Here is a 22,229-nt window from a genome sequence, read left to right as displayed (position 1 = left end):
GTTCACCTTTTTGGTGTGCTGTTACACTGGAATCAATCTGGAGCTACGGTATTGAAATTTTCTGTTCGCACATTGCTCGCCGCGCTCGCGGTGGGAACCGGCGCCGCGCAGGCGGCGGACCTGTCCTCGGTCAAGGCCGCCCCCGGAAGCGACGACTGGTACGTCACGGTTTCCGGCACGGTCAACACCGGTCCGTCCTATCCGGGCTCGAAGAGCTACAGCGTCTTCGGCTATCCCAGCATCCGCCTGCGCCGGGTCGGCGAGCGCGAGCTGTTCAGCGCGCCCGATGACGGCTTCAATTTCGGCTTGTTCAACGACGGCATGTTCCGCGCCGGCGTGGTCGGCCGTCTGGTCGGCGACCGCTCGGTCAGCAACAATGCGGCGCTGCGCGGGCTCGCTTATGTGCCCTATAGTTTAGAACTCGGCGGCTTCGCCGAAGTGTCTCCGGTCAGCTGGGGTCGTCTGCGCGCCGAAGTGCGCCAGGCCGTGAGCGGGCATGACGGCCTCGCCGCCACCCTCGGCGGCGACGTCTGGCAGAGCTGGAGCCAGTTCACGTTTTCGATCGGGCCGCGCTTCTATTTTGGCAACGACCAATATGCCAAGACCTATTTCAGCGTGACCCCGGGCCAGGCCGCTCTCAACAACTTCCTCGGCGGCCATCTCACGCCCTATGCCGCGACGGGCGGATTGACGGCCGCCGGCGGCACGGCGGCCTTGCGCTACGACATCGACGACACTTGGCGCGTCACCGGCTATGGCAATTACCAGCGCCTGACCAACAGCGTCGGCAACAGCCCGATCGCCAACGCCGCAGGCGACGGCAGCCGCAACCAGTGGGCGGCTGGCCTGGAGCTCTCCTACCGGTTCCGGACCACCAGTCCGATCATCCCTGGTCTGTTCTGAACGGCCAAAGCTCTCAAAAAAACCCGCCGGAGACGGCGGGTTTTTTTATGTCAGCGCGCCCCTTCAGGTTTACGTACGTCATGTAAAAGTCGAAATAAGCTGAAACATAGCGCTGAATTCGCTTTTCGTTCCTTTGCGTCCCCTTTCGTCGAAAATGAATTGGCAAGATTTGATGTTTTAACGTCGGATACGACACATTTTTTTCTGTTGGAGACGATATGAAATTGTTCCGAGGCGCCCGGCATGCCGCCGAAACCCTGGCGGCGTTCGACAAGTCGCAGGCGATGATCGAATTCTCCCCCGATGGCCGGGTGACCGCGGTCAACGAGAATTTTCTCCGGGCGCTCGGCTACGAGCGCTCCGAAGTTCTGGGACAGCATCACGCGCTGTTCCTCGACCCGGCGCAGCGCGACAGCGCCGAATATCGCGACTTCTGGCCGTCATTGGCGCGCGGCGCGTTCAAGGCCGGAGAATTCCGACGGATCGGCAAGGGCGGTCGGGAAGTCTGGATTCAGGCCTCCTACAATCCGGTGTTTGCCGGCAGCAAGCTGGTCAAGATCGTCAAGATCGCGTCGGACATCACCCTGGAGAAATTGCGCGCCGCCGACGCCGAGGGTCAGATCGAGGCCATCGGCCGCGTTCAGGCCATTATCCAGTTCAAGCTCGACGGAACCATCCTCGACGCCAACGACAATTTCCTCAGGGCGCTCGGCTATGCGCGAGAGGACATCGTCGGCAAGCATCACGCCATGTTCGTGGACCCCGCCTTCGCCGCCAGCGACGCCTACCGTCAATTCTGGTCCGATCTGGCCGGCGGCGCGTTCAAGGCGGATGAATTCCGGCGCATCGGCAAGGGCGGCCGGGACGTCTGGATTCAGGCCTCCTACAATCCGATCTTCGACGCCAACGGCCAGCCGTTCAAGGTGGTGAAATTCGCCACCGACATCACCGCCTCCGTCCTGCGCCGGCAGCAGCGCGAGGCGGCGGCGCAGGACATTGACGCGGAACTGGGGGAGGTCGCCAAGGCGATCCAGGAAACCGACGCGCGCGCGGCGAGCGCGGCGGCGGCGGCCACGCAGACCAGCACGACGGTGCAGGCGGTCGCCGCCGGCGCCGAGCAATTGGCGGGCTCGGTCCAGGAGATCAGCCGGCAGGTGGTCTCCGCGATGAACATGTCGAACGACGCCGTCTCCCAGGCCGGCGAAGCCGACCGGATCGTCAACGGCCTCGCCGAGGCGGCGCAGAAGATCGGCGAGATCACCGCGCTGATTTCCGGAATCGCCACCCAGACCAATCTTCTCGCGCTCAACGCCACCATCGAGGCGGCGCGCGCCGGCGACGCCGGCCGCGGCTTCGCCGTGGTGGCCAACGAGGTCAAGGCGCTCGCGGACCAGACGGGACGCGCCACCGGCGAAATCGCGGCTCAGATCCAGGGCGTGCAGAGCTCCACCCGCGGCGCCGTCTCCGCGATCGGCTCGATTGCGGAAACCATCCAGCGGCTCAACGAAATTTCGTCCGGCATTGCGACGGCGGTCGAGGAGCAGACGGCGGTGACGCGCGAAATCGCCGAGAACATGCAGGTCGCCTCGACAGGCGTCAACGAGATCAGCCGGAACATCACGTCGATTTCAGCGGCGACCAACCAGGTGGCCTCTTCGGCGAACAGCGTCCGCGACATGTCGCGCGCCTCGGCCGCCGCCTGAACGCGCGGGCGGCGCCGCTTCAGTAGCGCCGCTTGACGTGGTCTTCCAGATAGACCAGCGCCGCTTGGCGATCGTTGTCGTTGGCGGCGCCGATCGCCTTTTCATATTGCGACTGAATCCAGTCCTGCGACTTGCCGGCGGCGCCTTCGCGCGCCAGCGCCATCCACATCAGCCCGCGCGCGCGCTGCGCCGGCACGCCGTCGCCGGTGAACAGCATCTGGCCGAGCAGGGCCTGGGATTCCACGTGGTTCTTCTCGGCGGCGAGGTTCAGCCAGCGCGCCGCCTGCATGTGGTCCTTCGGCACGCCTGGCGCGCCATCGTGGTAGAGCCGGGCGAGCTGGTACTGCGCATTGGAATCGGAGAAGCGGGTGGCGGCGAACAGGAACAGGCGCAGGGCCTCTTCCGGGTCGGCCTGAAGCTTGTCGCCGGGGATGCCCTTCAGGTTGAACAGGCCGACCGAGACGAAGGCGCTGGCGACCACGGATTTCTCGCGCCAGTTCGCGGTGTCCTCGTCATAATTGTCGACGATCTCCAGGAAATATTTGTAGGCCTTGAAGTCGTCGCGCGGCACGCCGTCGCCGTCCGCATACATGCGGCCGAGTTTCCATTGCGCCAGCGACTCGCCGCCGGCTGCGGCATATTTCAGGGCGTCGACGGAGGCGGGATGGCCGTCGCGATAGCTCTCCATCGCGGATTGCAGGGCCTGGCGCGGGTCCTTGAAAATTTCCAGCGGCTTCACCGCGACCGTCGAGGCCGTGGCCTTGTCGGCGCCGTCGAAGGCGCGCGCGGCGTCTCCCGTCACGAGCGCGGACAAGGCTGTCGCGCTCGCCATGCATGCTGCCAGGAAAACACGCCTATACGCGGCCATTCGCCCATTCCTCTGCGGATCGCTCGATCCATCCGGGCGCCGAGCCCGTCACGTTTTAATCTCGCGCCAACAAGCGTCCAGTTTATGGCCGAATAGCGGCGAAGGCTGCGCAATTCGGGGGGCGTAAAATGAATGCCTCCGCCATGTGGCGCCGCAGACACATCCATTTGACCGGCCAGCCCTTGCGACGCCGTTCGCGCCGAAATCCCGGGATTTTCCCGGGCGCGCGCAACGCATTGGCAGCGCCGCCCGCGCCCCGAGTCGGAAACCGCCGCTCCCGCCATAAAGGCGCCGCCCGCACGAAAAAGTGATGCGCCGCCGCGCGCCTCATTCGGCCGCAACCGTCAAGGCGCGGCGCTCGCCCAGGCGGCGCAGCAGCGCCGGCAATTCGCTCGACGCCACCGGCCGGCTGAATAGAAAACCCTGGGCTTCCCGGCAGCCCTCGCGCTGCAGCGCCGCGAACTGGCCCTCGGTTTCCACCCCTTCCGCCACCACGGCCATTTCCAGCCCGCCGCACAGGCTCGCCACCGCCTTCATGATGGCGTTGCTGTTTCCGGGGCGGTCGAGTTCGCAGGTGAAGCTGCGGTCGATCTTCACCTTGTCGAACGGGAAGACCTGCAGATAGCTCAGCGAGGAGGAGCCGGAGCCGAAATCGTCCATGGCGATGCGCACGCCCAGCTCTTTCAGCGCGCGCAGCGCGGCGAGCGTCGCCTCCTTGTCCCGCATCAAGACGTTCTCGGTGATCTCGATCTCCAGGCGGTGAGCGGCGAGTCCCGACTCGCGCAGGGCGGCGGCGATCCGCGCGACCAGATGGCGCGACTGGAATTGCGCCGGCGAAAAATTTACGGCGAGCCCGATCGACTCGGGCCAGCGCGCGGCGTCGTCGCAGGCGCGGCGCAGCACCCAGTCGCCGAGCGGCACGATCAGGCCGATCTCCTCCGCGAGCGGAATGAACAGGTCAGGCGTCAGCAGGCCGCGGGTGGGATGGCGCCAGCGCAGCAGGGCCTCAAACGTCTTCACCCGGCGCGTGTCCACGTCGAGGATCGGCTGATAGTGGATCTCGAACTCGCTTTCGCTGATCCCGCGGCGCAAATCGAGCTCGAGATCGCGGCGCGCCTGCATGCGCTGGTTCATCGCCGGTTCGAAATAGCGCCAGAGGCCGCGCCCGTCCGATTTGGCGCGGTAGAGCGCCATATCGGCGGCGCTGAGCAGGCTCTCGGTCTCGCCGCTGTCGTGCGGCGCCAGCGCAATGCCGATGCTGACCCCGACGACGATCTCCTGTCCGTCGATGTCGAACGGCGCCGACAGCGTTTCGATCAGGCGGCGCGCCAGCGCGGCGGCCTCTTGGGGTTCGAGCAGGCAGGTCTGGATGACGGCGAATTCGTCGCCGCCGAGCCGGGCGAGCGTGTCGGTCTCCCGCAACACTTTGCGCAGCCGGGCGGCGGCGGCGACGAGAAGCCGGTCGCCGATGGGATGGCCCAGCGTGTCATTGACCTCCTTGAACCGGTCGAGATCGAGGCAGAGCAGGGCGAAGCCGACGCCCCGTCGGGCGCGCGCCAGGGCTTCCTCGAGCCGCACGCGGAACAGGCTGCGGTTGGGCAGGCCGGTGAGCGAATCATGGTGGGCGGCATGGGCGAGGCGCTGCTCCGCCGCGCGGCGCTCAGTGACGTCGATGGCGACCCCGAGCGAGGACACCGCCTTGCCGTCGGGACCGAAATGATAGCGCGCGCGCAATTCGATGTAGCGCAAGCCCCCGGTGCGCGGGCAGAGCGTGCGGTAGTCGAGGCTGATGCCGGGATCGCCGTTCTCGATCGCCAGGCGCATGGCGTGGGCGACGCGTCCCCGGTCCTCCTCCAGGATACCGGCAAGCCAGTCTTCCGTGCGGATCGGCGCATCGCCCTCGGGCAGAGCGAGAATCTCGCGCACCGAGGCGTCGGCGTGGATCAGCCCGGCGACAATGTCGCGCCGGATGGCGCCGACCCGGCCGATTGTCTGCGCCACCTTCAGCACTTCCGCCTGTTCCCGGACCTTTCCGTCGGCGCGCCGCGCTTCGGTGATGTCAAGCAGGACGCCGAGCCCGCGCAGCGGCGCCCCGGACGGGTCGCGTTCGATCACCATGGCGTTGATCCGCGCCCAGACGATCTCGCCGTCGGGGAGCACGTGGCGCAGCTCGCTCTCCCAGCGGCCCTTTTCCGACATGGACTTGATGAAGTCCGGCATGATCCGCGCGACGTCTTCGGGGTGCTGCACGTCGGGCGGACCGAGGCTGAGCAGCTCCTTCTCGCTGCGCCAGAGCATTTCGCACATGCGTCCATTGACGCGGGTGAATTTGCCGGTGCGAAAATCGGTCTCGGCGATGCCGGCGATGTCGGTGGCGAACAGGGCCTCGATCATTGCGGCGTCGGAGGCCGCGTTGGCCGCGCCGAACAGAGATTTCAGCTTCCGCCAGATGTGCTTCATGCGTGACCCGCAAGGCGCCGCGTTGCGGCGGCGCGAGACCGCGCTTCCGACATGAAGCGCGAAGAAACCGCAGCATGGCGGCCGAACAAAGTCGGACGCTAAGGCTCAAAGGTGAATTCGCCGCCAAAGCGATAGGTAAACTTTTGGAATTTCCGCGGATTCATGCGGCTTGGCGGGACTCCGCCGCGGGCGCCGCGATGGTGAAGGTCGCGCCCGCGCCGAGCTCGCTGCGCAGCGCAATGTCCCAGCCGTGCCGGTCGCAGATGGTGCGGCAGATCGCCAGACCGATGCCCGCGCCCTTGATCCCCTCGGCTTCGCGCAGGCGGACGAAAGGCTCGAACACCCGCGCCTGCTCGCCGGCGTCGATGCCGAGGCCATTGTCGGAGAAACGATAGACCGGGCGCCCCTCGTCCTGCGTCGCGGTCATGACGATTTCGGGCGCGACCCCGGGCCGTCGGTATTTGAGCGCATTGGTGAGCAGGTTGAGGAACAATTGCTCGACCAGCGCCTCGTCGCCGCACAGCGGGGGCAGGGGGGCGATGCGGACATGGGCGCCCGCCTCGGCGACGGCGATGGCGCATGTCTGCAGGACGCGCGCCATCAGCGCGTCCATGTCGATGCAGGCGGTCTTCAGCTCGCGATTGGCGGCGCGGGAGAAATCGAGCAGGTTGTTGATCAGGACGCGCGAGCGCTCGGCGGATTCGCTGAGCACTTTCAGGTAATAGGCGGCCTCGACGCTGATCTCCTCGCCGCAATCGAGCACCAGCAGTTCCGAGAACTGCTGGATTTTGCGCAAGGGCTCCTGGAGGTCGTGCGCGGCGATATAGGAAAATTTCTTCAAACTGTCGTTGGCGCGCTGCAGGTCCCGGTTGGAAGCCTCGACGGCCTCCCAGGCGGTGTGGCGCTCGCTGACGTCGAGCGAAATGCCGGAGACGCGCAGCGGCGCGCCGCGCTCGTCGCGTTCGACGCGGCCGAAAATCTCCATCCAGCGCACGCCGCCGCCGGGGACGCGCACCCGATATTCGCTGTGGTAGTCGGGCGCGCCGGGCGCGAGCGCGGCGCGCACCGCCTGTTCGGCCTGGGCGCGATCCTCTTCCACCACCGCCGCCAGCCAGGTGTCGAAACAGGGCGGGTGTTCCGCCGGGTCGAGCCCGTGCAGGGCGAAGAAATGCTGCTCCCAGGTCGAGGTCATGGCGGCGCAGTCCCAGCTCCACGCGCCGGCGCGCGCGCCCTCGAGCGCGAAGCGCAGCCGCGCCTCGCTGGCGCGCAGTTCGTCGTCGCGCTGCTTTTCGGCGGTGATGTCGCGCAGGATTTTCGAGGCGCCGACCAGACGGCCGCTCTCGTCGCGCAGCGGCGAAATGGTGATGGCGACATCGAGCGTCCGTCCGTCACGGGCGATGCGGCGGGTTCGATAATGCGCCGCGCCGCCGCTGGCGCGCAGATGCGCGAGGATCGCGCTTTCCTCCTCGATCAGCTCGGGCGGAAACAGCCGGGTCACCGGCTGTCCCAGCATGTCCTTCGCCTCATAGCCGAAAATGCGCGCCGCCGCCGGATTCCAGCTGGTGATGCGGCCATCCAGCGTCTTGGTGATGATGGCGTCGTCGGAGGATTCGACGATGGCGGCCTTCAGCTGTTCGACCGCATGGGCGCGGGCCATCCGCGCGATCCGGTCCGACCAGACGCGCACGAGCGCCTCGGCGAGCCCCACCGTGAGCGCGGAGTTCAGCGCGAACAGGGCGAGGGCTGTCACGTCGTCGGCGCCGCGAAGCGGGGCGACGAATTGCGCCACCACCAATGCGGCGGCCAGCGCGGCGGTTGCGCCCAGCGCCGGGGGGCCGCACAGAGCGGCGAAACTCACCAGCGGATAGAAGGTCGCATAGGGGATTTTGGCCGAATCGCCGAACAGGGCGATTCGCGCCGCGAAGGCCAGCGCCGCCAGGGCCAGGCCGGCGAGGATGCAAAGCCAGGTCGGAACCGCGCCGCGCCAGCGGATCAGCGCGGGGACCGCCCCGCCCGGCGGGGTGACTTTAACGAGCTGTTCCACAAGTTGAAATTGCGCATTCATGCCTTCACGTCCTGACGAATTCACGAAGCGGCGGGTTCGTTGCATGACCTTGCGTCAGAATACTTGCCTGCGTGTCATGCCTAACGTAGTATTGACAATATCATAATGCGCAATGCGATCACTACAGCATTTTCAAGCGAAGCCGAGGCCGGTTCGTTTGAAGAAAATGCTTAAATGCAAAGATCTGGACTGCAATCGCTGAACGCGCGTTCATTGGACGCGATCTCGAAATCAAAGGCATTCGTCGCGGGGAGGCGGGGATGGCTTTCATCGACCTGAGTCAGGGCGCTCGGCTGATGGCCGATGACTCGCCGCCCGTGAGAATTCTCGTCGTCGACGACGACGCGGAAGACATTTATTTGCTCAAGCGCCTGCTTCGGCGCTCGAAAACGCTGGCCTATCAGGTCTTCGCCTGTGGAAGTCTGGACGAAGGCGCCGCGATCGCCGCCGCCGAAGCCATCGATGTCGTGCTCGTCGATTTTTTCTTAGGCGTCGGCGTGTCCGTCGACAGCCGCCGCCCGAACCATGCCGTGCTGTCGCTGCCGTTTCTGCTGCTCTCGGGGCTCGACGCGCCCGATCTCGAGGAGGTCGCGCGCCAGGCCGGGGCGTCCGGTTTTCTGGACAAGGGCGGCCTGGCCGTGGAGACGATCGACGCGTTCGCGCTCCAGGTCTTGAACGCCGCCCGCGCCGGGCTGGCGACGAGGCGCAGTCCGGAGGCGCTGTTGACGCTCCCGGACTGAGACGGGTCAGCCCAGCAGTTTCAGCGCCGCCTGCATCTTTTCCAGCCGGGCCACGGCTTCGACGCGGCGCTCGTTATTCTCCTCCACCACCTCTTCCGGGGCGCGGCGCAGGAAATCGGCGTTGCCGAGCTTGGCGTCGATCTTGCCGATCTCCTTCTGCTCGGCGGCGATGCCTTTTTCCAGACGCGCGCGCTCCGCGGCGAAGTCGATGACCCCCGCGAGCGGCAACGCCAGCACGGTGCCGCGCGACACCACCTGCACGGCCTGCGCCGGCGCCTCATTGGAGAAACTGATTTCGGACAACCGTGCGAGGCGCTTCAGCGTCTCCTCCCAGCGGTGGGCGTGGGCCTGATCGGCCTCCGAAGCGCCGACCAGCGCCAGCGGAATCTGCGCGCCGGCGGGCACGTTCATTTCCGCGCGCACCGAGCGCACCTGCGAGATCACATCGACCACCCAGCCGACCTCAGCCTCGGCCGCCGCGTTTTCCAGCCCCTTGAGGTCGGGCCAGGCGGCGAGGGCCAGCACGCTTTCGCGCGGGCTGTGCTCGCCGGTGATCGCCCAGAGCTCCTCGGTGAGGAAGGGCATGAAGGGATGCAGCAGTTTTGCGGACTGGTCGAGCACGAAGGCGATGGTTTCCCGGGTCTCCTGCTTGGCCGGCCCGTCCTCGCCCTGCAACAGCGGTTTGGCCAGCTCCAGATGCCAGTCGCACAAAATGTTCCAGACGAAGCGATAGGCGGCCTGCGCGGCGTCGTTGAAGCGATAGGCGGTCAGCGCCGCCTCGACCTCGCCGACGGCGCGGGCGGTTTCGCCGAGAATCCAGGCGTTGAGCGTTTCCTTCACCTTGGTCGGATCGTAGCCCGGGCGGCCAAAACACTGGTTCATCTCGGCGAAGCGCGCGGCGTTCCAGAGCTTGGTCGCGAAATTGCGATAGCCCTCGACGCGGCTGGCGGCGAGCTTGATGTCGCGCCCCTGCGCCGCCATGGCGGCCAAGGTGAAGCGCAGGGCGTCCGCGCCATAGGTGTCGATGAGCTGCAGGGGATCGATGACGTTCCCCTTCGACTTCGACATTTTGGCGCCCTTCTCGTCACGCACCAAAGCGTGGAGATAGACGGTCTTGAAGGGGACGTGCTTGGTGAAATGCAGGCCGAACATCATCATCCGGGCCACCCAGAAGAAGATGATGTCGAAGCCGGTGACCAGCACGTCGGTCGGATAACGGGCGGGCAGATCATTGGGCTCGTCCGGCCAGCCGAGCGTCGACATCGGCCACAGGCCCGACGAGAACCAGGTGTCGAGCACGTCGCCGTCGCGGGTGAGCAGGCTTGATGCGTCGGGATCATTGGCGAGCGCGTCGGCCTGGGCGTCGGTATAGACGCCGCGCTTCACCGCATCGGCCAGCGCATCCGCGAGGGCTTCCTCTTCGGTTTCGGCGACATAGACCGCGCCCCAGGGCGCGTACCAGGCCGGAATCTGATGGCCCCACCACAGCTGGCGCGAGATGCACCAGGGCTGGATGTTTTCCAGCCAATCAAAATAGGTCTTTTCCCAGTTCTTCGGCACGAAAACCGTGTCGCCTTTTCGCACCGCGGCGAGCGCGTCCACGGCCAGCGCCTTGGCGTCGACATACCATTGGTCGGTGAGCCAGGGCTCGATCACCACGCCGGAACGGTCGCCATGCGGAACCTGATGCTCATGCGCCTCGATGGTGGCGACGAGGCCGCGCGCCTCCATGGCGGCGAGCACCGCCTTGCGCGCCTCTTCGCGGCTCAGGCCGTGCAGGCTCTCCAGCGTCTCCGTGAGATCGTCGTTCTCGATCACGCCCTGCAAAAAGGCTTCGTTCTCGCGCACCAGAATGCGCGCTTCCGCGTCCAGAATGTTGATCAGCGGCAGGTCGTGGCGGGCGCCGACCTCGAAATCGTTGAAATCATGCGCCGGCGTGATCTTCACCGCGCCGGAGCCCTTTTCGGGATCGGAATATTCATCGGCGACAATGGGGATCAGGCGCCCGACCAGCGGCAGCACCACTTTTCGCCCATGCAGATGGGTGTAGCGCTCGTCCTCGGGATGCACGGCGACAGCCGTGTCGCCCAACAGCGTTTCGGGACGGGTGGTCGCCACCACCACAAATTCGTCGGTGGCGCGGCCCTGCTCGTCGGCGAGCGGATATTTGAAATGATAGAGCTGGCCCTTCACCGTCTGCGCGACCACCTCGATGTCGGAGACGGCGGTCAGGAGCTTGGGGTCCCAGTTCACAAGGCGCTTGTCCTTGTAAATCAGGCCAGCGCGGTAAAGCTCGACGAACGCCTTGAGCACCGCCTTGGACGATCCAGGGTCCATGGTGAAGCGTTCGCGCGACCAGTCGCAGGAGGCGCCGAGACGCTTGAGCTGGTTGACGATGGCGCCGCCCGATTCCGCCTTCCACTCCCAGACCTTTTCCAGAAACTTTTCGCGGCCCAGGGTGCGGCGATCCGGCTCGCCAGCGGCGGCGAGGCGGCGCTCCACCACCATCTGCGTGGCGATGCCGGCGTGATCCGTGCCCGGTTGCCACAGCACGTCGCGACCGCGCATGCGCTCGAATCGGCAGAGAATGTCCTGCAACGTGTTGTTGAGCGCATGGCCCATGTGCAGGGAGCCGGTGACGTTCGGCGGGGGAATGACAATGGTATAGGGCTTTGCGCCCGCGCGTTCGCGGCGTCCGGCGCGAAACGCGCCGACGCGCTCCCATTCCGCCGCGATGCGGGTTTCAACTGCGGCGGGGTTGAACGTCTTTTCCATCATTTTGGCGAACCGGTCTCAATTTCAGGCGTGGCGCGCACAAAAACCGAGCGAGGGGGCTAAGTCAACGGACTCGTGGGCGCAGGCGCCAACTCGTCCGCGCAGGAAGCCGCGATATTCATGATAGACATCGTTGCGCACCACGTATAAGGATATCTTTATATCTTTCACGCGAGTCCGATGATCCAGACCAGAGCCCCCTTGAGCGCCACGCTCGCCACACTCGACGCCATTGGCGAAGAGACGCGGCTGCGCCTGTGCGCGCTGCTGGCGGAGGCGGAGCTGGCCGTGTCCGAACTGGTGCAGATTCTCGGCCAGTCGCAGCCGCGCGTGTCGCGTCACCTCAAATTGCTGCTGGAAGCCGGGCTGGTCGAGCGCCATCGCGAGGGCGCCTGGGCGTTCTTCCATCTCGCCGCCAAGGGGCCTGGAGCTGCGTTGGCGCACACCGTGCTGGCCAGCATCGACGCCAACGATCCCCGCCTGATCGCCGACCGCGCGCGTCTCGACGAGGTGCGCGCCACCCGCGCCGCGCGTGCGGAGAAATATTTCGCCACCCAGGCGCCGGTCTGGACGGAAACCCGCCGTTTGCTCGCGCCGGAAGCCGAGGTCGAAGCGGCGATCATCGACGCCGCCGGAACCGGCTTTGCGCGCCTGCTCGACATCGGCTGCGGCGCCGGCCGCATGCTGGAGCTGCTGGCCCCGCGCGCCGAACAGGCGGTGGGGGTTGACCTGTCGCCGGCCATGCTCGGCGTGGCGCGCGCCCAGATCGAACAGGCGGGCCTGCGCAATGTGCAGCTGCGCCAGGGCGACATTTACGCGCTGCCGGTCGAGGGCGGCGTTTTTGACCTCGCCGTGGTGCATCAGGTGCTGCACTATCTCGACACGCCGGCGCGCGCGCTACGCGAGGCGGCTCGCGCCCTGGCGCCAGGCGGCCGGCTGATCGTGGTGGATTTCGCCCCCCATCAATGCGAATTGCTGCGCGAACGCCATGAGCACCGCCGCCTCGGCTTTTCCCGCGCCGAGGTCGAGGATTATCTCGCCGGCGCCGGTCTCACCGCGCTTGCGCATCGCGATCTCGCCCCCGCCGGCGCGGCGGGCGACGAAAAACTCACCGTTTCCCTTTGGCTGGCCAAGAAGAATTAAGGATCACGCATGGACGCCAACAGACCCAGCCGCGAGCGGCACAAGGCCATCGAAATCTCCTTCGAGTTCTTTCCGCCGAAGACTGACGAGATGGAGGTCAATCTGTGGGAGGCCATCGGCCGTCTCGCGCCGTTGAAACCCAAATTCGTGTCGGTGACCTATGGCGCCGGCGGCTCCACCCGCGAGCGCACCCACGCCACCGTCGCGCGCATCGTGCGCGAAACGGAGATCGCGCCGGCCGCGCATCTCACCTGCGTCGGCGCCACCAGCGAAGAGGTCGATGAGGTCGCGCGGGCCTATTGGGCGGCCGGCGTGCGCCATATCGTTGCTTTGCGCGGCGATCCCCAGGGCGGGCTCGGCGGCGAATATCGCGCGACGCCCGGCGGCTACGCCCATTCCACCGATCTGGTCGCCGGCTTGAAGCGCCTGCACGATTTCGAGATCACGGTCTCGGCCTATCCGGAAAAGCATCCGGAGAGCGCCAGCTACGACCAGGATCTGGACGTGCTCAAGCGCAAGATCGACGCGGGCGCGACGCGGGCGATCACGCAATTTTTCTTCGACAATGACATCTACTTTCGTTTCCTCGACAAGGCGCGCAAAGCGGGAATCAACATTCCGATCGTGCCCGGCGTGACGGCGGTGCAGAATTTCAAGCAGACCGCGAATTTCGCCAAAAAGGCTGGCGCGAGTGTGCCCGACTGGCTGGCGGAGCGTTTCGAAGGTCTCGACGACGATCCGGCGACGCGCCGGCTGATCGCGGCGGCGGTCGCGTCGGAACAGGTTTTTGATCTGCTCGATCGCGGCGTCGAGCAGTTCCACTTCTATACGATGAACCGCGCGGACCTCGTCTATGCGGTTTGTCACCTGCTGGGCGTGCGCGCCGCTTAATCCGCGCCGTCATTGCGAGGCGCGAAGCGAGGAAGCAGTCCAGGGCTATTGAAGTCTCAGGATTCCTGGATTGCTTCGCTTCGCTCGCAATGACGATATCAAGTTTGCGGCGCAACGCCGATGGTTTGGGATGATACGATGACCACGCAAAATCGCTTTGGCGGCAAAACGTCCTTCGAGGCTCTCAACGAGGCGGCGCGCGAAAAAATCCTCGTGCTCGACGGCGCCATGGGCACGATGATCCAGCGCCACAAATTCACCGAAGAGGATTTTCGTGGCGACCGTTTTAAAGACTGGCCGAAGGATCTGCGCGGCAACAACGACCTGCTGACCCTCACCCAGCCCGACGCCATCCGCGCCATTCATCTGCAATATTTCGACGCCGGCGCCGACATCGTCGAGACCAACACCTTTTCCTGCACCACCATCGCCCAGGCCGATTACGGCATGGAGGCGCTGGCGCGCGAACTCAATGTCGAGGGTACGCGCCTCGCCGTGCAGGCGGCCATCGAAGCCGAGAAGAAGGACGGCAGAAAGCGTTTCGTCGCCGGCGCGCTCGGCCCGACCAACCGCACCGCCTCGATCTCGCCCGACGTCTCCAACCCCGGCTATCGCGCCGTCACGTTTGACGACCTGCGCATCGCCTATAAAGAAGCCGCGAGCGGCCTGATCGAAGGCGGCGCCGACATTCTGCTGGTCGAAACCATTTTTGACACGCTGAACGCCAAGGCGGCGCTGTTCGGCATTGATGAAGCCTTTGAAGAGGCCGGCGTCATCCTGCCGGTGATGATCTCCGGCACGATCACCGATCTGTCGGGCCGTACGCTGTCGGGCCAGACCACGGGCGCGTTCTGGAATTCGCTGCGCCACGCCAAACCTTTCTCCATCGGCCTGAATTGCGCACTCGGCGCGCGCGAAATGCGCGCCCATATCGCGGAACTCTCGCGCATCGCCGATACGCGCATCTGCGCCTATCCCAACGCCGGCCTGCCCAATGAATTCGGTCTTTATGACGAAAGCCCCGAGGCCATGGCGGAGCTCGTTGGCGAGTTCGCCGACAGCGGTCTGGTGAATGTCGTCGGCGGCTGCTGCGGCACCTCGCCAGATCATATCGCCGCCATCGCCAAGCGCGTGGCGGGCGTAAAGCCCCGCGTCATTCCAAAAATCGCGCCGCAGCTCAAACTCTCGGGCCTGGAGCCGTTCACCCTCACCTCCGACATTCGCTTCGTCAATGTCGGCGAGCGCTCCAACGTCACCGGCTCCGCGAAATTCCGCAAACTGATCCAGGCCGGCGATTACGCCGCCGCGCTCGATGTGGCGCGCGAGCAGGTCGCCAATGGCGCCCAGATCATCGACGTCAACATGGACGAGGGGCTTCTCGACTCGCAGAAGGTGATGGTCGAGTTTTTGAATCTCGTCGCCGCCGAGCCCGATATTGCGCGTGTGCCGGTGATGGTGGATTCCTCGAAATTCGAAGTGATCGAAGCCGGCCTGAAATGCATTCAGGGCAAGCCGGTGGTGAACTCGATTTCGCTGAAGGAAGGCGAGCAAAAATTCATCGAGCAGGCCAAGATCGTCCGTCGCCACGGCGCCGCCGCCGTGGTGATGGCGTTCGACGAGCAGGGGCAGGCCGACACCCAGTCTCGAAAAATCGAAATCTGTTCGCGCGCCTACAAGGTCCTGACGGAAACGGTGGGTTTTCCGCCCGAGGACATCATCTTCGACCCCAACGTTTTTGCTGTGGCGACGGGCATCGAGGAGCACGACAATTACGGTGTCGATTTCATCGAGGCGACGCGCGAAATCCGCAAGCAAATGCCGCTCGCCCATGTCTCCGGCGGCGTGTCGAACCTGTCCTTCTCGTTCCGCGGCAACGAGCCGGTGCGCGAGGCCATGCACAGCGTGTTCCTCTATCACGCGATCCAGGCCGGCATGGACATGGGCATCGTCAATGCGGGCCAGCTCGCGGTCTATGAAAAGATCGATCCCGAGCTGCGCGAAGCCTGCGAAGACGTTGTTCTCAACCGCCGCAAGGATTCCACCGAGCGCCTGCTGGCGCTCGCGGAAAAATTCAAGGGCAAGGGCGGCGAGAAGACCGCCAAGGACCTCGCCTGGCGCGAGGAGCCGGTGGAGGCTCGCCTGGAATATGCGCTGGTCAATGGCATCACCGAATTTATCGACGCCGATGTGGAGGAAGCCCGGCAAAAACTTCCGCGCGCGCTTGATGTCATTGAAGGGCCGCTGATGGCCGGCATGAACCATGTTGGCGACCTCTTTGGGGCCGGCAAAATGTTCCTGCCGCAGGTGGTGAAATCCGCGCGCGTGATGAAGGCGGCGGTCGCCTATCTGCTGCCCTATATCGAATCCGGCAAGGAAGGCGGGCGCCAGAGCGCCGGCAAAATCCTGCTGGCGACAGTGAAGGGCGACGTGCACGACATCGGCAAGAACATTGTTGGCGTGGTGCTGGCCTGCAACAATTACGAGATCATCGACATAGGCGTGATGATCCCCGCCGCAAAGATTCTCGAAGAAGCGAAGAAGCATCAGGTGGACGCCATCGGCCTGTCCGGCCTGATCACGCCCTCGCTCGACGAGATGTCGTTTGTCGCCTCGGAAATGCAGCGCGAAGGTTTTAACGTCCCACTGCTGATCGGCGGCGCCACCACCTCGCGCGTCCACACCGCCGTAAAGATTGCGCCGAATTACGCGGCCAATGTGGCGGTGCATGTGAACGACGCCAGCCGCGCGGTCGGCGTGGTGCAGGGCCTGCTCGGCTCGGACGGCGCGGCGCAGGCCGAAAAGATTCGCGCCGAATATGCGCATGTCGCCGAGGTCCACGCCAAGGCCGAAAGCGCCAAGAAGCGGGTCACGCTGGCGCAGGCGCGCGGCAACATCGAGCGGATCGACTGGAGCGCCTATGCGCCGCCGAAACCGACGTTCACGGGCAAACGCGTCCTGTCGCTGATCGACATGAAGGAATTGCTGCCTTACATCGATTGGACGCCGTTCTTCCATTCCTGGGAGCTGAAGGGCCGCTACCCCAAAATCCTGGAAGACGAGAAGCAGGGCGAAGCCGCCCGCGCTCTGTTCGCCGACGCGCAAAAAATGCTGAAGCACATTGTCGACGAGCATTGGTTCTCGCCCAAGGCGGTCCTGGGCTTCTGGCCGGCGAATTCCATCGGCGACGACATCGCGCTCTACACCGGCGAGTCCCGCGCGGAAAAACTCGCGACGCTCTACACTTTGCGCCAGCAACTTTCGCGTCCGGATGGCAAGCCCAATTATGCGCTCGCCGATTTCGTCGCGCCGGAGGGGACGCCGGATTATGTCGGCGCCTTCGTCGTCACCGCCGGTCCCGAGGAAAAGCGCATCGCCGAAAAATTCGCGCAGAAGAACGACGACTACGATTCGATTCTGGTGAAGGCCATCGCCGATCGTGTCGCCGAAGCGGCGGCGGAATATCTCCACGCCCGCGTGCGCAAAGAGTTTTGGGGTTATGCGCCAGATGAAAGCGTCGGCCTCGACGACCTCATCCACGACAAATACCAGGGCATCCGCCCGGCGCCGGGCTATCCGGCCCAGCCCGACCACACGGAAAAGCAGACGATCTTCGATCTGCTCGGCGCGAGCAAAAACCTTGGGGTGACGCTCACCGAGAGTTTCGCAATGTCGCCGAACTCATCGGTGTGCGGTCTCTATCTCTCGCATCCGCAGGCGCATTATTTCGGCGTCGCCAAGGTCGAGCGCGACCAGGTCGAGGATTACGCGAAGCGCAAAGGCATGAGCGTCGCGGATGTGGAGCATTGGCTGGCGCCGGTGCTCAACTACGACCGCGGCGCGAAACAGGGGTGATAACTGAAAAATGCGGTCGGGGGCTCCCGACCGCATTCGGTGTGCCGTTCTGATGGCCATGGTTCGAGACGGCCCCTTCGGGGCCTCCTCACCATGAGGGTATTCCCTCCAGTAGCCCTCATGGTGAGGAGGAGGCGGAGCCTCCGTCTCGAACCACGAGGGCGGTCCACGCGTTTGCGGGCCTTAAACGATGTCCCCGCCGCCGGCCGCGCGTCCCTCGACCTCGCGCAGGCGCTCCAGCAAGTCCGGTTCGGCGTCCTGACGGCCCCAATGGTCGAAATGGACGAGTTCATTGAGCGGCAGGCGCGGGCGCCATCCCGCGGCTTCCAGCTCCGGGCGGGGATGATAGAACTTCACCTTGCCGACGCAGAGATAGGCGACGGGCACGATGCGCTCAGGGATTTCGAGGGCGTTCTGCACCACCTCGTTATCGAAAATGCTCACCCAGCCGACGCCGAGCCCTTCCGCGCGGGCCGCGAGCCACAGGTTCTGGACCGCGCAAACCGAGCTGAACAGGTCCATGGCGGGGATATGCGTGCGCCCGATCACCACGGGACCTGCGCGGTCGCGGTCGCAGGTGATGCAGATATTGACCGGCGATTCCATGATCCCTTCGAGTTTGAGCGAACGATAGGTGTCGCGCTTCTCCTCGGGGAACATCAGGGCGGCCTCGGCATGGGCCTTGATGAAGGCGTCATGCACCCGCTGTTTGACCGCGCGGTCGCGGATGACGACAAAACTCCAGGGCTGCATGAAGCCGACGGACGGCGCGTGGTGCGCGGCGAGCAGCAGGCGGGCGAGAGTTTCGTCCGACACCGGGTCCGGCAGGAATTCGCCGCGCGTGTCGCGCCGGGTCATGATGGCGCGGTAGACCCCGGCGCGTTCGGCGTCCGGCAGCGGCAGGGCAGGCACTTTTTGATCCATCTACAGTCCCCTTGATGGCGTCTTCCGCGCTGTCCATGCGCGCAAAACCATTCCCGTCGGCCGGTCTTCTGACTTGGGCTCCTCCCGACGAAACGCCTTCCCGGCCTGGCCAGTGGCATGTGCTCCGTCAGTCCTCTTCACAGCGCTGGGCGCGTCGCGGCCTTGCACCGCGTTCCCGATTCTCCCGCGCCATTCTCATGCGCAGGCACCGGCGGGACATGTGTCCTATCAAGTTCTTGCAAGCGCGCCAATGAGAAACGCCGCGGATCCAAACCCGCGGCGTCCTCAATTTTTTGTCGAAAAAGCTCAGGCGTCGGCGTCGGCGCCTTCGACAAATTCGGGAATCCGATCGAAATTCATGTAGCGATAGACCTCGCCTTCCTTGCCCTTCAGCCCGGCGAGCGCGTCCATATATTCGGCGAAGGTCGGGATCTTGCCAAGCAGCGCGCCGACCGCCGCCAGTTCCGCCGAGGACAGGTAGACGCGGGTGTCGAGGCCGAGGCGATTGGGGAAATTGCGCGTCGAGGTCGACAAAGCCGTCGATCCCTTGCGAATCTGCGCCTGGTTGCCCATGCACAGCGAACAGCCCGGCATTTCCATGCGCGCGCCCGATTTGCCGAGGGTGGCGTAATAGCCTTCCTCGGTGAGGATATGCGCGTCCATCTTGGTCGGCGGCGCGATCCACAGCCGGGTCGGAATGTCCGTTTTGCCCGAGAGGATTTTGCCGGCGGCGCGGAAATGGCCGATGTTGGTCATGCACGAGCCGATGAAGACCTCGTCGATCTTGTCGCCGGCGACTTCCGACAGCGGCTTGATGTCGTCGGGGTCGTTCGGGCAGGCGAGCAGCGGCTCCTTGATCTCGTTCAGGTCGATTTCGAACACGGCGGCATATTCGGCGTCGGCATCGGGCTGCAGCAGCGCCGGATTGGCGATCCAGGCCTCCTGCGCGGCGATGCGGCGCTCCAGCGAGCGCTTGTCCTGATAGCCCTGCGCGATCATCCACTTCATCAGCGTGATGTTGGAGCGCAGATATTCGATGATCGGCTCCTTGTTGAGCCGCACCGTGCAGGCCGCCGCCGAACGTTCGGCCGAAGCATCCGACAATTCAAATGCCTGCTCGACCTTCAGATCCGGCAGCCCCTCGATTTCGAGAATGCGGCCGTTGAAGACGTTCTTCTTGCCCTTCTTCTCGACCGTGAGCGAGCCCGCCTTGATCGCCGCATAGGGAATGGCGTTGACGAGATCGCGCAGGGTGATGCCAGGCTGCATCTGGCCCTTGAAGCGCACCAGAACGGATTCCGGCATGTCGAGCGGCATGACCCCGGTCGCCGCGGCGAAGGCGACGAGGCCGGAGCCGGCCGGGAACGAAATGCCAATGGGGAACCGGGTGTGCGAATCGCCGCCGGTGCCCACGGTGTCGGGCAGCAGCAGGCGGTTGAGCCAGGAATGGATCACGCCGTCGCCGGGGCGCAGCGCCACGCCGCCACGATTGGAGATAAAGGTCGGCAGTTCGCGATGGGTCTGCACGTCCACCAGTTTAGGATAGGCGGCGGTGTGGCAGAACGACTGCATGACGAGATCGGCGGAGAAACCGAGGCAAGCCAAATCCTTGAGCTCGTCGCGGGTCATCGGTCCCGTCGTGTCCTGCGACCCGACGGTGGTCATCTTCGGCTCGCAATAGGTCCCGGGCCGAATGCCCTTGCCCTCGGGCAGACCGCAGGCGCGTCCCACCATCTTCTGCGCGAGCGTAAAGCCTTTTCCGGAATCCTTGGGCGAACCCGGCAGGCGGAACAGGGTGGAGGCGGGCAGGCCCAAGGCTTCGCGGGCCCGCGCGGTCAGGCCGCGACCGATGATCAGCGGAATGCGGCCGCCGGCGCGCACTTCGTCAAAAATCACCTCGGACTTCACCTTGAACTCGGCGATCACCGCGCCGTTCTTCAGCGCCTTGCCGTCATAGGGGCGCAGTTCGATGGTGTCGCCGGTCTCCATGGCGGAGACGTCGAGTTCGATCGGCAGCGCGCCGGCGTCTTCCATGGTGTTGTAGAAAATCGGGGCAATCTTCGAGCCGAGGCAGACGCCGCCGAACCGCTTGTTCGGCACGTAGGGAATATCCGCGCCGGTGAACCACAGCACGGAATTGGTGGCGGATTTGCGCGACGAACCGGTGCCGACGACATCGCCGACATAGGCGACCGGATGACCCCCAGCGATCAGTTTTGCCAGCTGCTTGGTCGGTCCGCGCACGCCGGCCTCGTCCGGCTCGATGCCCGGACGCGGGTTTTTCAGCATGGCCAGCGCATGCAGCGGAATGTCGGGACGGGTCGAGGCGTCGGGAGCCGGCGAGAGGTCGTCGGTGTTGGTTTCGCCCGAAACCTTGAACACGGTGAGCGTCAGCGAAGCCGGGACCTCGGGACGCGAGGTGAACCATTCGGCCTCGGCCCAGGAGTTCAGCACGGATTTGGCGTTGGCGCAGCCTTTTTCGGCGAGCGCCTGCACGTCGTGAAAATAGTCGAAAATCAGCAGGGTCTTTTTCAAACCCTCGGCGGCGACAGTCCCGATTTCGGCGTCGGCGAGCAGGTCGATCAGCGGCTTGATGTTGAACCCGCCGAGCATGGTTCCGAGCAACCGGGTCGCCAACTCGCGCGAAACCAGCGCGTTCTTCTCATGGCCGGTGGCCACGGCATCCAAAAAGCCAGCTTTCAGGCGGGCGGCGTCGTCCACGCCGGCGGGCACGCGATGGGTCAGCAGTTCGACGAGAAACGCCTCCTCGCCCGCGGGCGGATCGCGCAGCAGGGCGATCAGCGCCTCCGTCTGCTTCGCGGAGAGCGGCAAGGGCGGGATGCCAAGCGCCGCGCGCTCTGCGACATGGGCGCGGTAGGTTTCAAGAAACGACATGCGGGCTCCCTCAGATTCATTTCGATGTTGGCTGAGCCTTGTTTGAGCGTGATCTATTTCCAAAAACCGGAGATCCGCTTTTTGGGATCATGCTCTCGCGCGGACGATTTCAGTTCAGGATGCGAATACGACCATAAATCCTTGCTGTCGATTGTCGAAAAGGCGTGCATCCGCTTGCAGCCGCGCTGCGCATGCAAGATCGCCACCATTTCGTCGTCCTACACGCTCAGCGCCCAAAGATCGACGGCTACGCTCGTCTAACCGGGGAGGAGGCGGGCGCAGGCGACATAGGCGGGCGAAATCTCGCGCCGCTCCTCGCCGGCAAAGCCGGGCGGCGCGCCGCCAAAAGCCTCGATCCGGCCGATCCCGGTCAAGACGACGGCATGTGGCGCCGCATATTTTGACAGTTCCGCCAGCACGTTGCGCCCGTCGCCCGCGCGCGCCTCGAGGCGCGCGATCAAATCTGGGTCGGTCGCGCGCACACAATATGTGCAGCCGGCGTCGCCCAAACCCAGATCGTACAAGATCGCCGCGCGGTCCTGCGCCCGAACCGCCTGCACGTCAGGCCCAAGCCGTCCAGGCCCCGACGGCTCCGTTCGCCGCCTGGCTGTCGCCAAGATGATAGATTCGTCGCCGGCGCCGTCTGCAAAGGCGCAGACGGACTCGTCGAGGGCAAAGCCGAGCGCGCCCCGGGACGAAATGCAGCGGATCGCGCCGCCGTTGACCTGAACCTCGGCCCCCTCGGCGCGGAAAGTGAGGCCGCCGGCGCTCCAGACCCCTCCGCGCCGCAGCGACGCGACGACGAAATCCCGCGCGTCCCGGGCGCTCCAGTCCTTGCGATGCAGTTTTATCCCCAGCGCGGCGCGCCGTTGCGGCAATTTTGCCCAGACGCGCTGGCGAAAATCCTCGCCGGCGCCGCGCCAGCCGCCGATTTCCTCCCGCGTGCGTCCGCATCCGCGGCAGAAATCATCTTCGATTTGACAGAGGCCCGTGCAGGGGCTGGTCAGCAT

At 65.1% G+C, this 22,229-nt stretch carries 14 protein-coding genes and 1 riboswitch; of the genes, 6 read left to right on the top strand and 8 right to left on the bottom strand.

Annotated elements, in window-relative coordinates; genetic code table 11:
* Nucleotides 1–51: 51 nt before the first annotated feature.
* Both M2320_RS01410 and M2320_RS01405 read left to right on the top strand, forming a co-directional pair.
* Entirely contained in the window at nucleotides 52–903 is an 852-nt protein-coding gene (locus tag M2320_RS01410; RefSeq protein ID WP_264595764.1) for a MipA/OmpV family protein, read from the top strand.
* Nucleotides 904–1,121: 218 nt separating this feature from the next.
* Nucleotides 1,122–2,606 carry a methyl-accepting chemotaxis protein gene (locus tag M2320_RS01405; protein ID WP_264595763.1) on the top strand — a complete coding sequence of 495 codons (1,485 nt, stop codon included), beginning with the start codon at nucleotides 1,122–1,124 and terminating at the stop codon, nucleotides 2,604–2,606.
* A gap of 19 nt (nucleotides 2,607–2,625) precedes the next feature.
* Here the strand turns inward: M2320_RS01405 and M2320_RS01400 are convergent, their stop codons facing one another.
* From M2320_RS01400 to M2320_RS01390, 3 genes are all read right to left on the bottom strand, one after another.
* Entirely contained in the window at nucleotides 2,626–3,438 is an 813-nt protein-coding gene (locus M2320_RS01400) for a tetratricopeptide repeat protein (protein WP_264595762.1), read from the bottom strand.
* Between the two features lie 363 nt (nucleotides 3,439–3,801).
* Nucleotides 3,802–5,934, bottom strand: a complete 2,133-nt coding sequence (locus tag M2320_RS01395) for a putative bifunctional diguanylate cyclase/phosphodiesterase (RefSeq protein WP_264595761.1) — start codon at nucleotides 5,932–5,934, stop codon at nucleotides 3,802–3,804.
* A 160-nt stretch (nucleotides 5,935–6,094) separates the two neighbouring features.
* Nucleotides 6,095–7,999, bottom strand: a complete 1,905-nt coding sequence (locus M2320_RS01390; RefSeq protein WP_264595760.1) for a sensor histidine kinase — start codon at nucleotides 7,997–7,999, stop codon at nucleotides 6,095–6,097.
* Nucleotides 8,000–8,259: 260 nt separating this feature from the next.
* On the opposite strand from M2320_RS01390, the gene M2320_RS01385 reads away from it, so the two are divergent.
* On the top strand, nucleotides 8,260–8,739 hold the full coding sequence (locus M2320_RS01385) for a response regulator (protein WP_184427357.1): 480 nt from the start codon (nucleotides 8,260–8,262) through the stop codon (nucleotides 8,737–8,739).
* A gap of 6 nt (nucleotides 8,740–8,745) precedes the next feature.
* Here M2320_RS01385 and M2320_RS01380 read toward each other — a convergent pair whose 3' ends face one another.
* Nucleotides 8,746–11,517: a valine--tRNA ligase gene (locus M2320_RS01380; RefSeq protein WP_264595759.1), complete on the bottom strand. Its 2,772-nt coding sequence runs from the start codon at nucleotides 11,515–11,517 to the stop codon at nucleotides 8,746–8,748.
* A 177-nt stretch (nucleotides 11,518–11,694) separates the two neighbouring features.
* On the opposite strand from M2320_RS01380, the gene M2320_RS01375 reads away from it, so the two are divergent.
* The 3 genes from M2320_RS01375 (at nucleotide 11,695) to metH (ending at nucleotide 17,400) form a co-directional block, all read left to right on the top strand.
* Entirely contained in the window at nucleotides 11,695–12,657 is a 963-nt protein-coding gene (locus M2320_RS01375) for an ArsR/SmtB family transcription factor (protein WP_264595758.1), read from the top strand.
* 9 nt (nucleotides 12,658–12,666) lie between these two features.
* Nucleotides 12,667–13,548: a methylenetetrahydrofolate reductase [NAD(P)H] gene (metF, locus tag M2320_RS01370; protein ID WP_184427354.1), complete on the top strand. Its 882-nt coding sequence runs from the start codon at nucleotides 12,667–12,669 to the stop codon at nucleotides 13,546–13,548.
* 138 nt (nucleotides 13,549–13,686) lie between these two features.
* Nucleotides 13,687–17,400: a methionine synthase gene (metH, locus tag M2320_RS01365; protein ID WP_264595757.1), complete on the top strand. Its 3,714-nt coding sequence runs from the start codon at nucleotides 13,687–13,689 to the stop codon at nucleotides 17,398–17,400.
* Between the two features lie 183 nt (nucleotides 17,401–17,583).
* Here the strand turns inward: metH and bluB are convergent, their stop codons facing one another.
* The 4 genes from bluB to M2320_RS01345 form a co-directional block, all read right to left on the bottom strand.
* Nucleotides 17,584–18,324: a 5,6-dimethylbenzimidazole synthase gene (gene bluB / locus M2320_RS01360; RefSeq protein ID WP_264595756.1), complete on the bottom strand. Its 741-nt coding sequence runs from the start codon at nucleotides 18,322–18,324 to the stop codon at nucleotides 17,584–17,586.
* Between the two features lie 41 nt (nucleotides 18,325–18,365).
* Nucleotides 18,366–18,552: riboswitch (cobalamin riboswitch) on the bottom strand.
* A gap of 78 nt (nucleotides 18,553–18,630) precedes the next feature.
* Nucleotides 18,631–21,219: a bifunctional aconitate hydratase 2/2-methylisocitrate dehydratase gene (gene acnB, locus M2320_RS01355; RefSeq protein WP_264595755.1), complete on the bottom strand. Its 2,589-nt coding sequence runs from the start codon at nucleotides 21,217–21,219 to the stop codon at nucleotides 18,631–18,633.
* Between the two features lie 53 nt (nucleotides 21,220–21,272).
* Nucleotides 21,273–21,428, bottom strand: a complete 156-nt coding sequence (locus M2320_RS01350) for a hypothetical protein (RefSeq protein ID WP_264595754.1) — start codon at nucleotides 21,426–21,428, stop codon at nucleotides 21,273–21,275.
* Between the two features lie 48 nt (nucleotides 21,429–21,476).
* A complete protein-coding gene (locus M2320_RS01345) occupies nucleotides 21,477–22,229 on the bottom strand; it encodes a DUF1289 domain-containing protein (protein WP_264595753.1) in 753 nt (250 codons plus the stop codon).

The sequence above is a fragment of the Rhodoblastus acidophilus genome (genome assembly GCF_025961575.1).
In the GTDB taxonomy this organism is placed as follows: Bacteria; Pseudomonadota; Alphaproteobacteria; order Rhizobiales; family Beijerinckiaceae; genus Rhodoblastus; species Rhodoblastus acidophilus_C.
This window is presented reverse-complemented; position numbering and strand designations above follow the sequence as displayed.

Coding starts and splice junctions, on each gene's coding strand:
- M2320_RS01405 (WP_264595763.1), top strand. CDS start 1,122: ATGAAATTGTTCCGAGGCGCCCGGCATGCCGCCGAAACCCTGGCGGCG.
- M2320_RS01400 (WP_264595762.1), bottom strand. CDS start 3,438: ATGGCGAGCGCGACAGCCTTGTCCGCGCTCGTGACGGGAGACGCCGCG.
- M2320_RS01395 (WP_264595761.1), bottom strand. CDS start 5,934: ATGAAGCACATCTGGCGGAAGCTGAAATCTCTGTTCGGCGCGGCCAAC.
- M2320_RS01390 (WP_264595760.1), bottom strand. CDS start 7,999: ATGAATGCGCAATTTCAACTTGTGGAACAGCTCGTTAAAGTCACCCCG.
- M2320_RS01385 (WP_184427357.1), top strand. CDS start 8,260: ATGGCTTTCATCGACCTGAGTCAGGGCGCTCGGCTGATGGCCGATGAC.
- M2320_RS01380 (WP_264595759.1), bottom strand. CDS start 11,517: ATGATGGAAAAGACGTTCAACCCCGCCGCAGTTGAAACCCGCATCGCG.
- M2320_RS01375 (WP_264595758.1), top strand. CDS start 11,695: ATGATCCAGACCAGAGCCCCCTTGAGCGCCACGCTCGCCACACTCGAC.
- metF (WP_184427354.1), top strand. CDS start 12,667: ATGGACGCCAACAGACCCAGCCGCGAGCGGCACAAGGCCATCGAAATC.
- metH (WP_264595757.1), top strand. CDS start 13,687: ATGACCACGCAAAATCGCTTTGGCGGCAAAACGTCCTTCGAGGCTCTC.
- bluB (WP_264595756.1), bottom strand. CDS start 18,324: ATGGATCAAAAAGTGCCTGCCCTGCCGCTGCCGGACGCCGAACGCGCC.
- acnB (WP_264595755.1), bottom strand. CDS start 21,219: ATGTCGTTTCTTGAAACCTACCGCGCCCATGTCGCAGAGCGCGCGGCG.
- M2320_RS01350 (WP_264595754.1), bottom strand. CDS start 21,428: ATGGTGGCGATCTTGCATGCGCAGCGCGGCTGCAAGCGGATGCACGCC.
- M2320_RS01345 (WP_264595753.1), bottom strand. CDS start 22,229: ATGCTGACCAGCCCCTGCACGGGCCTCTGTCAAATCGAAGATGATTTC.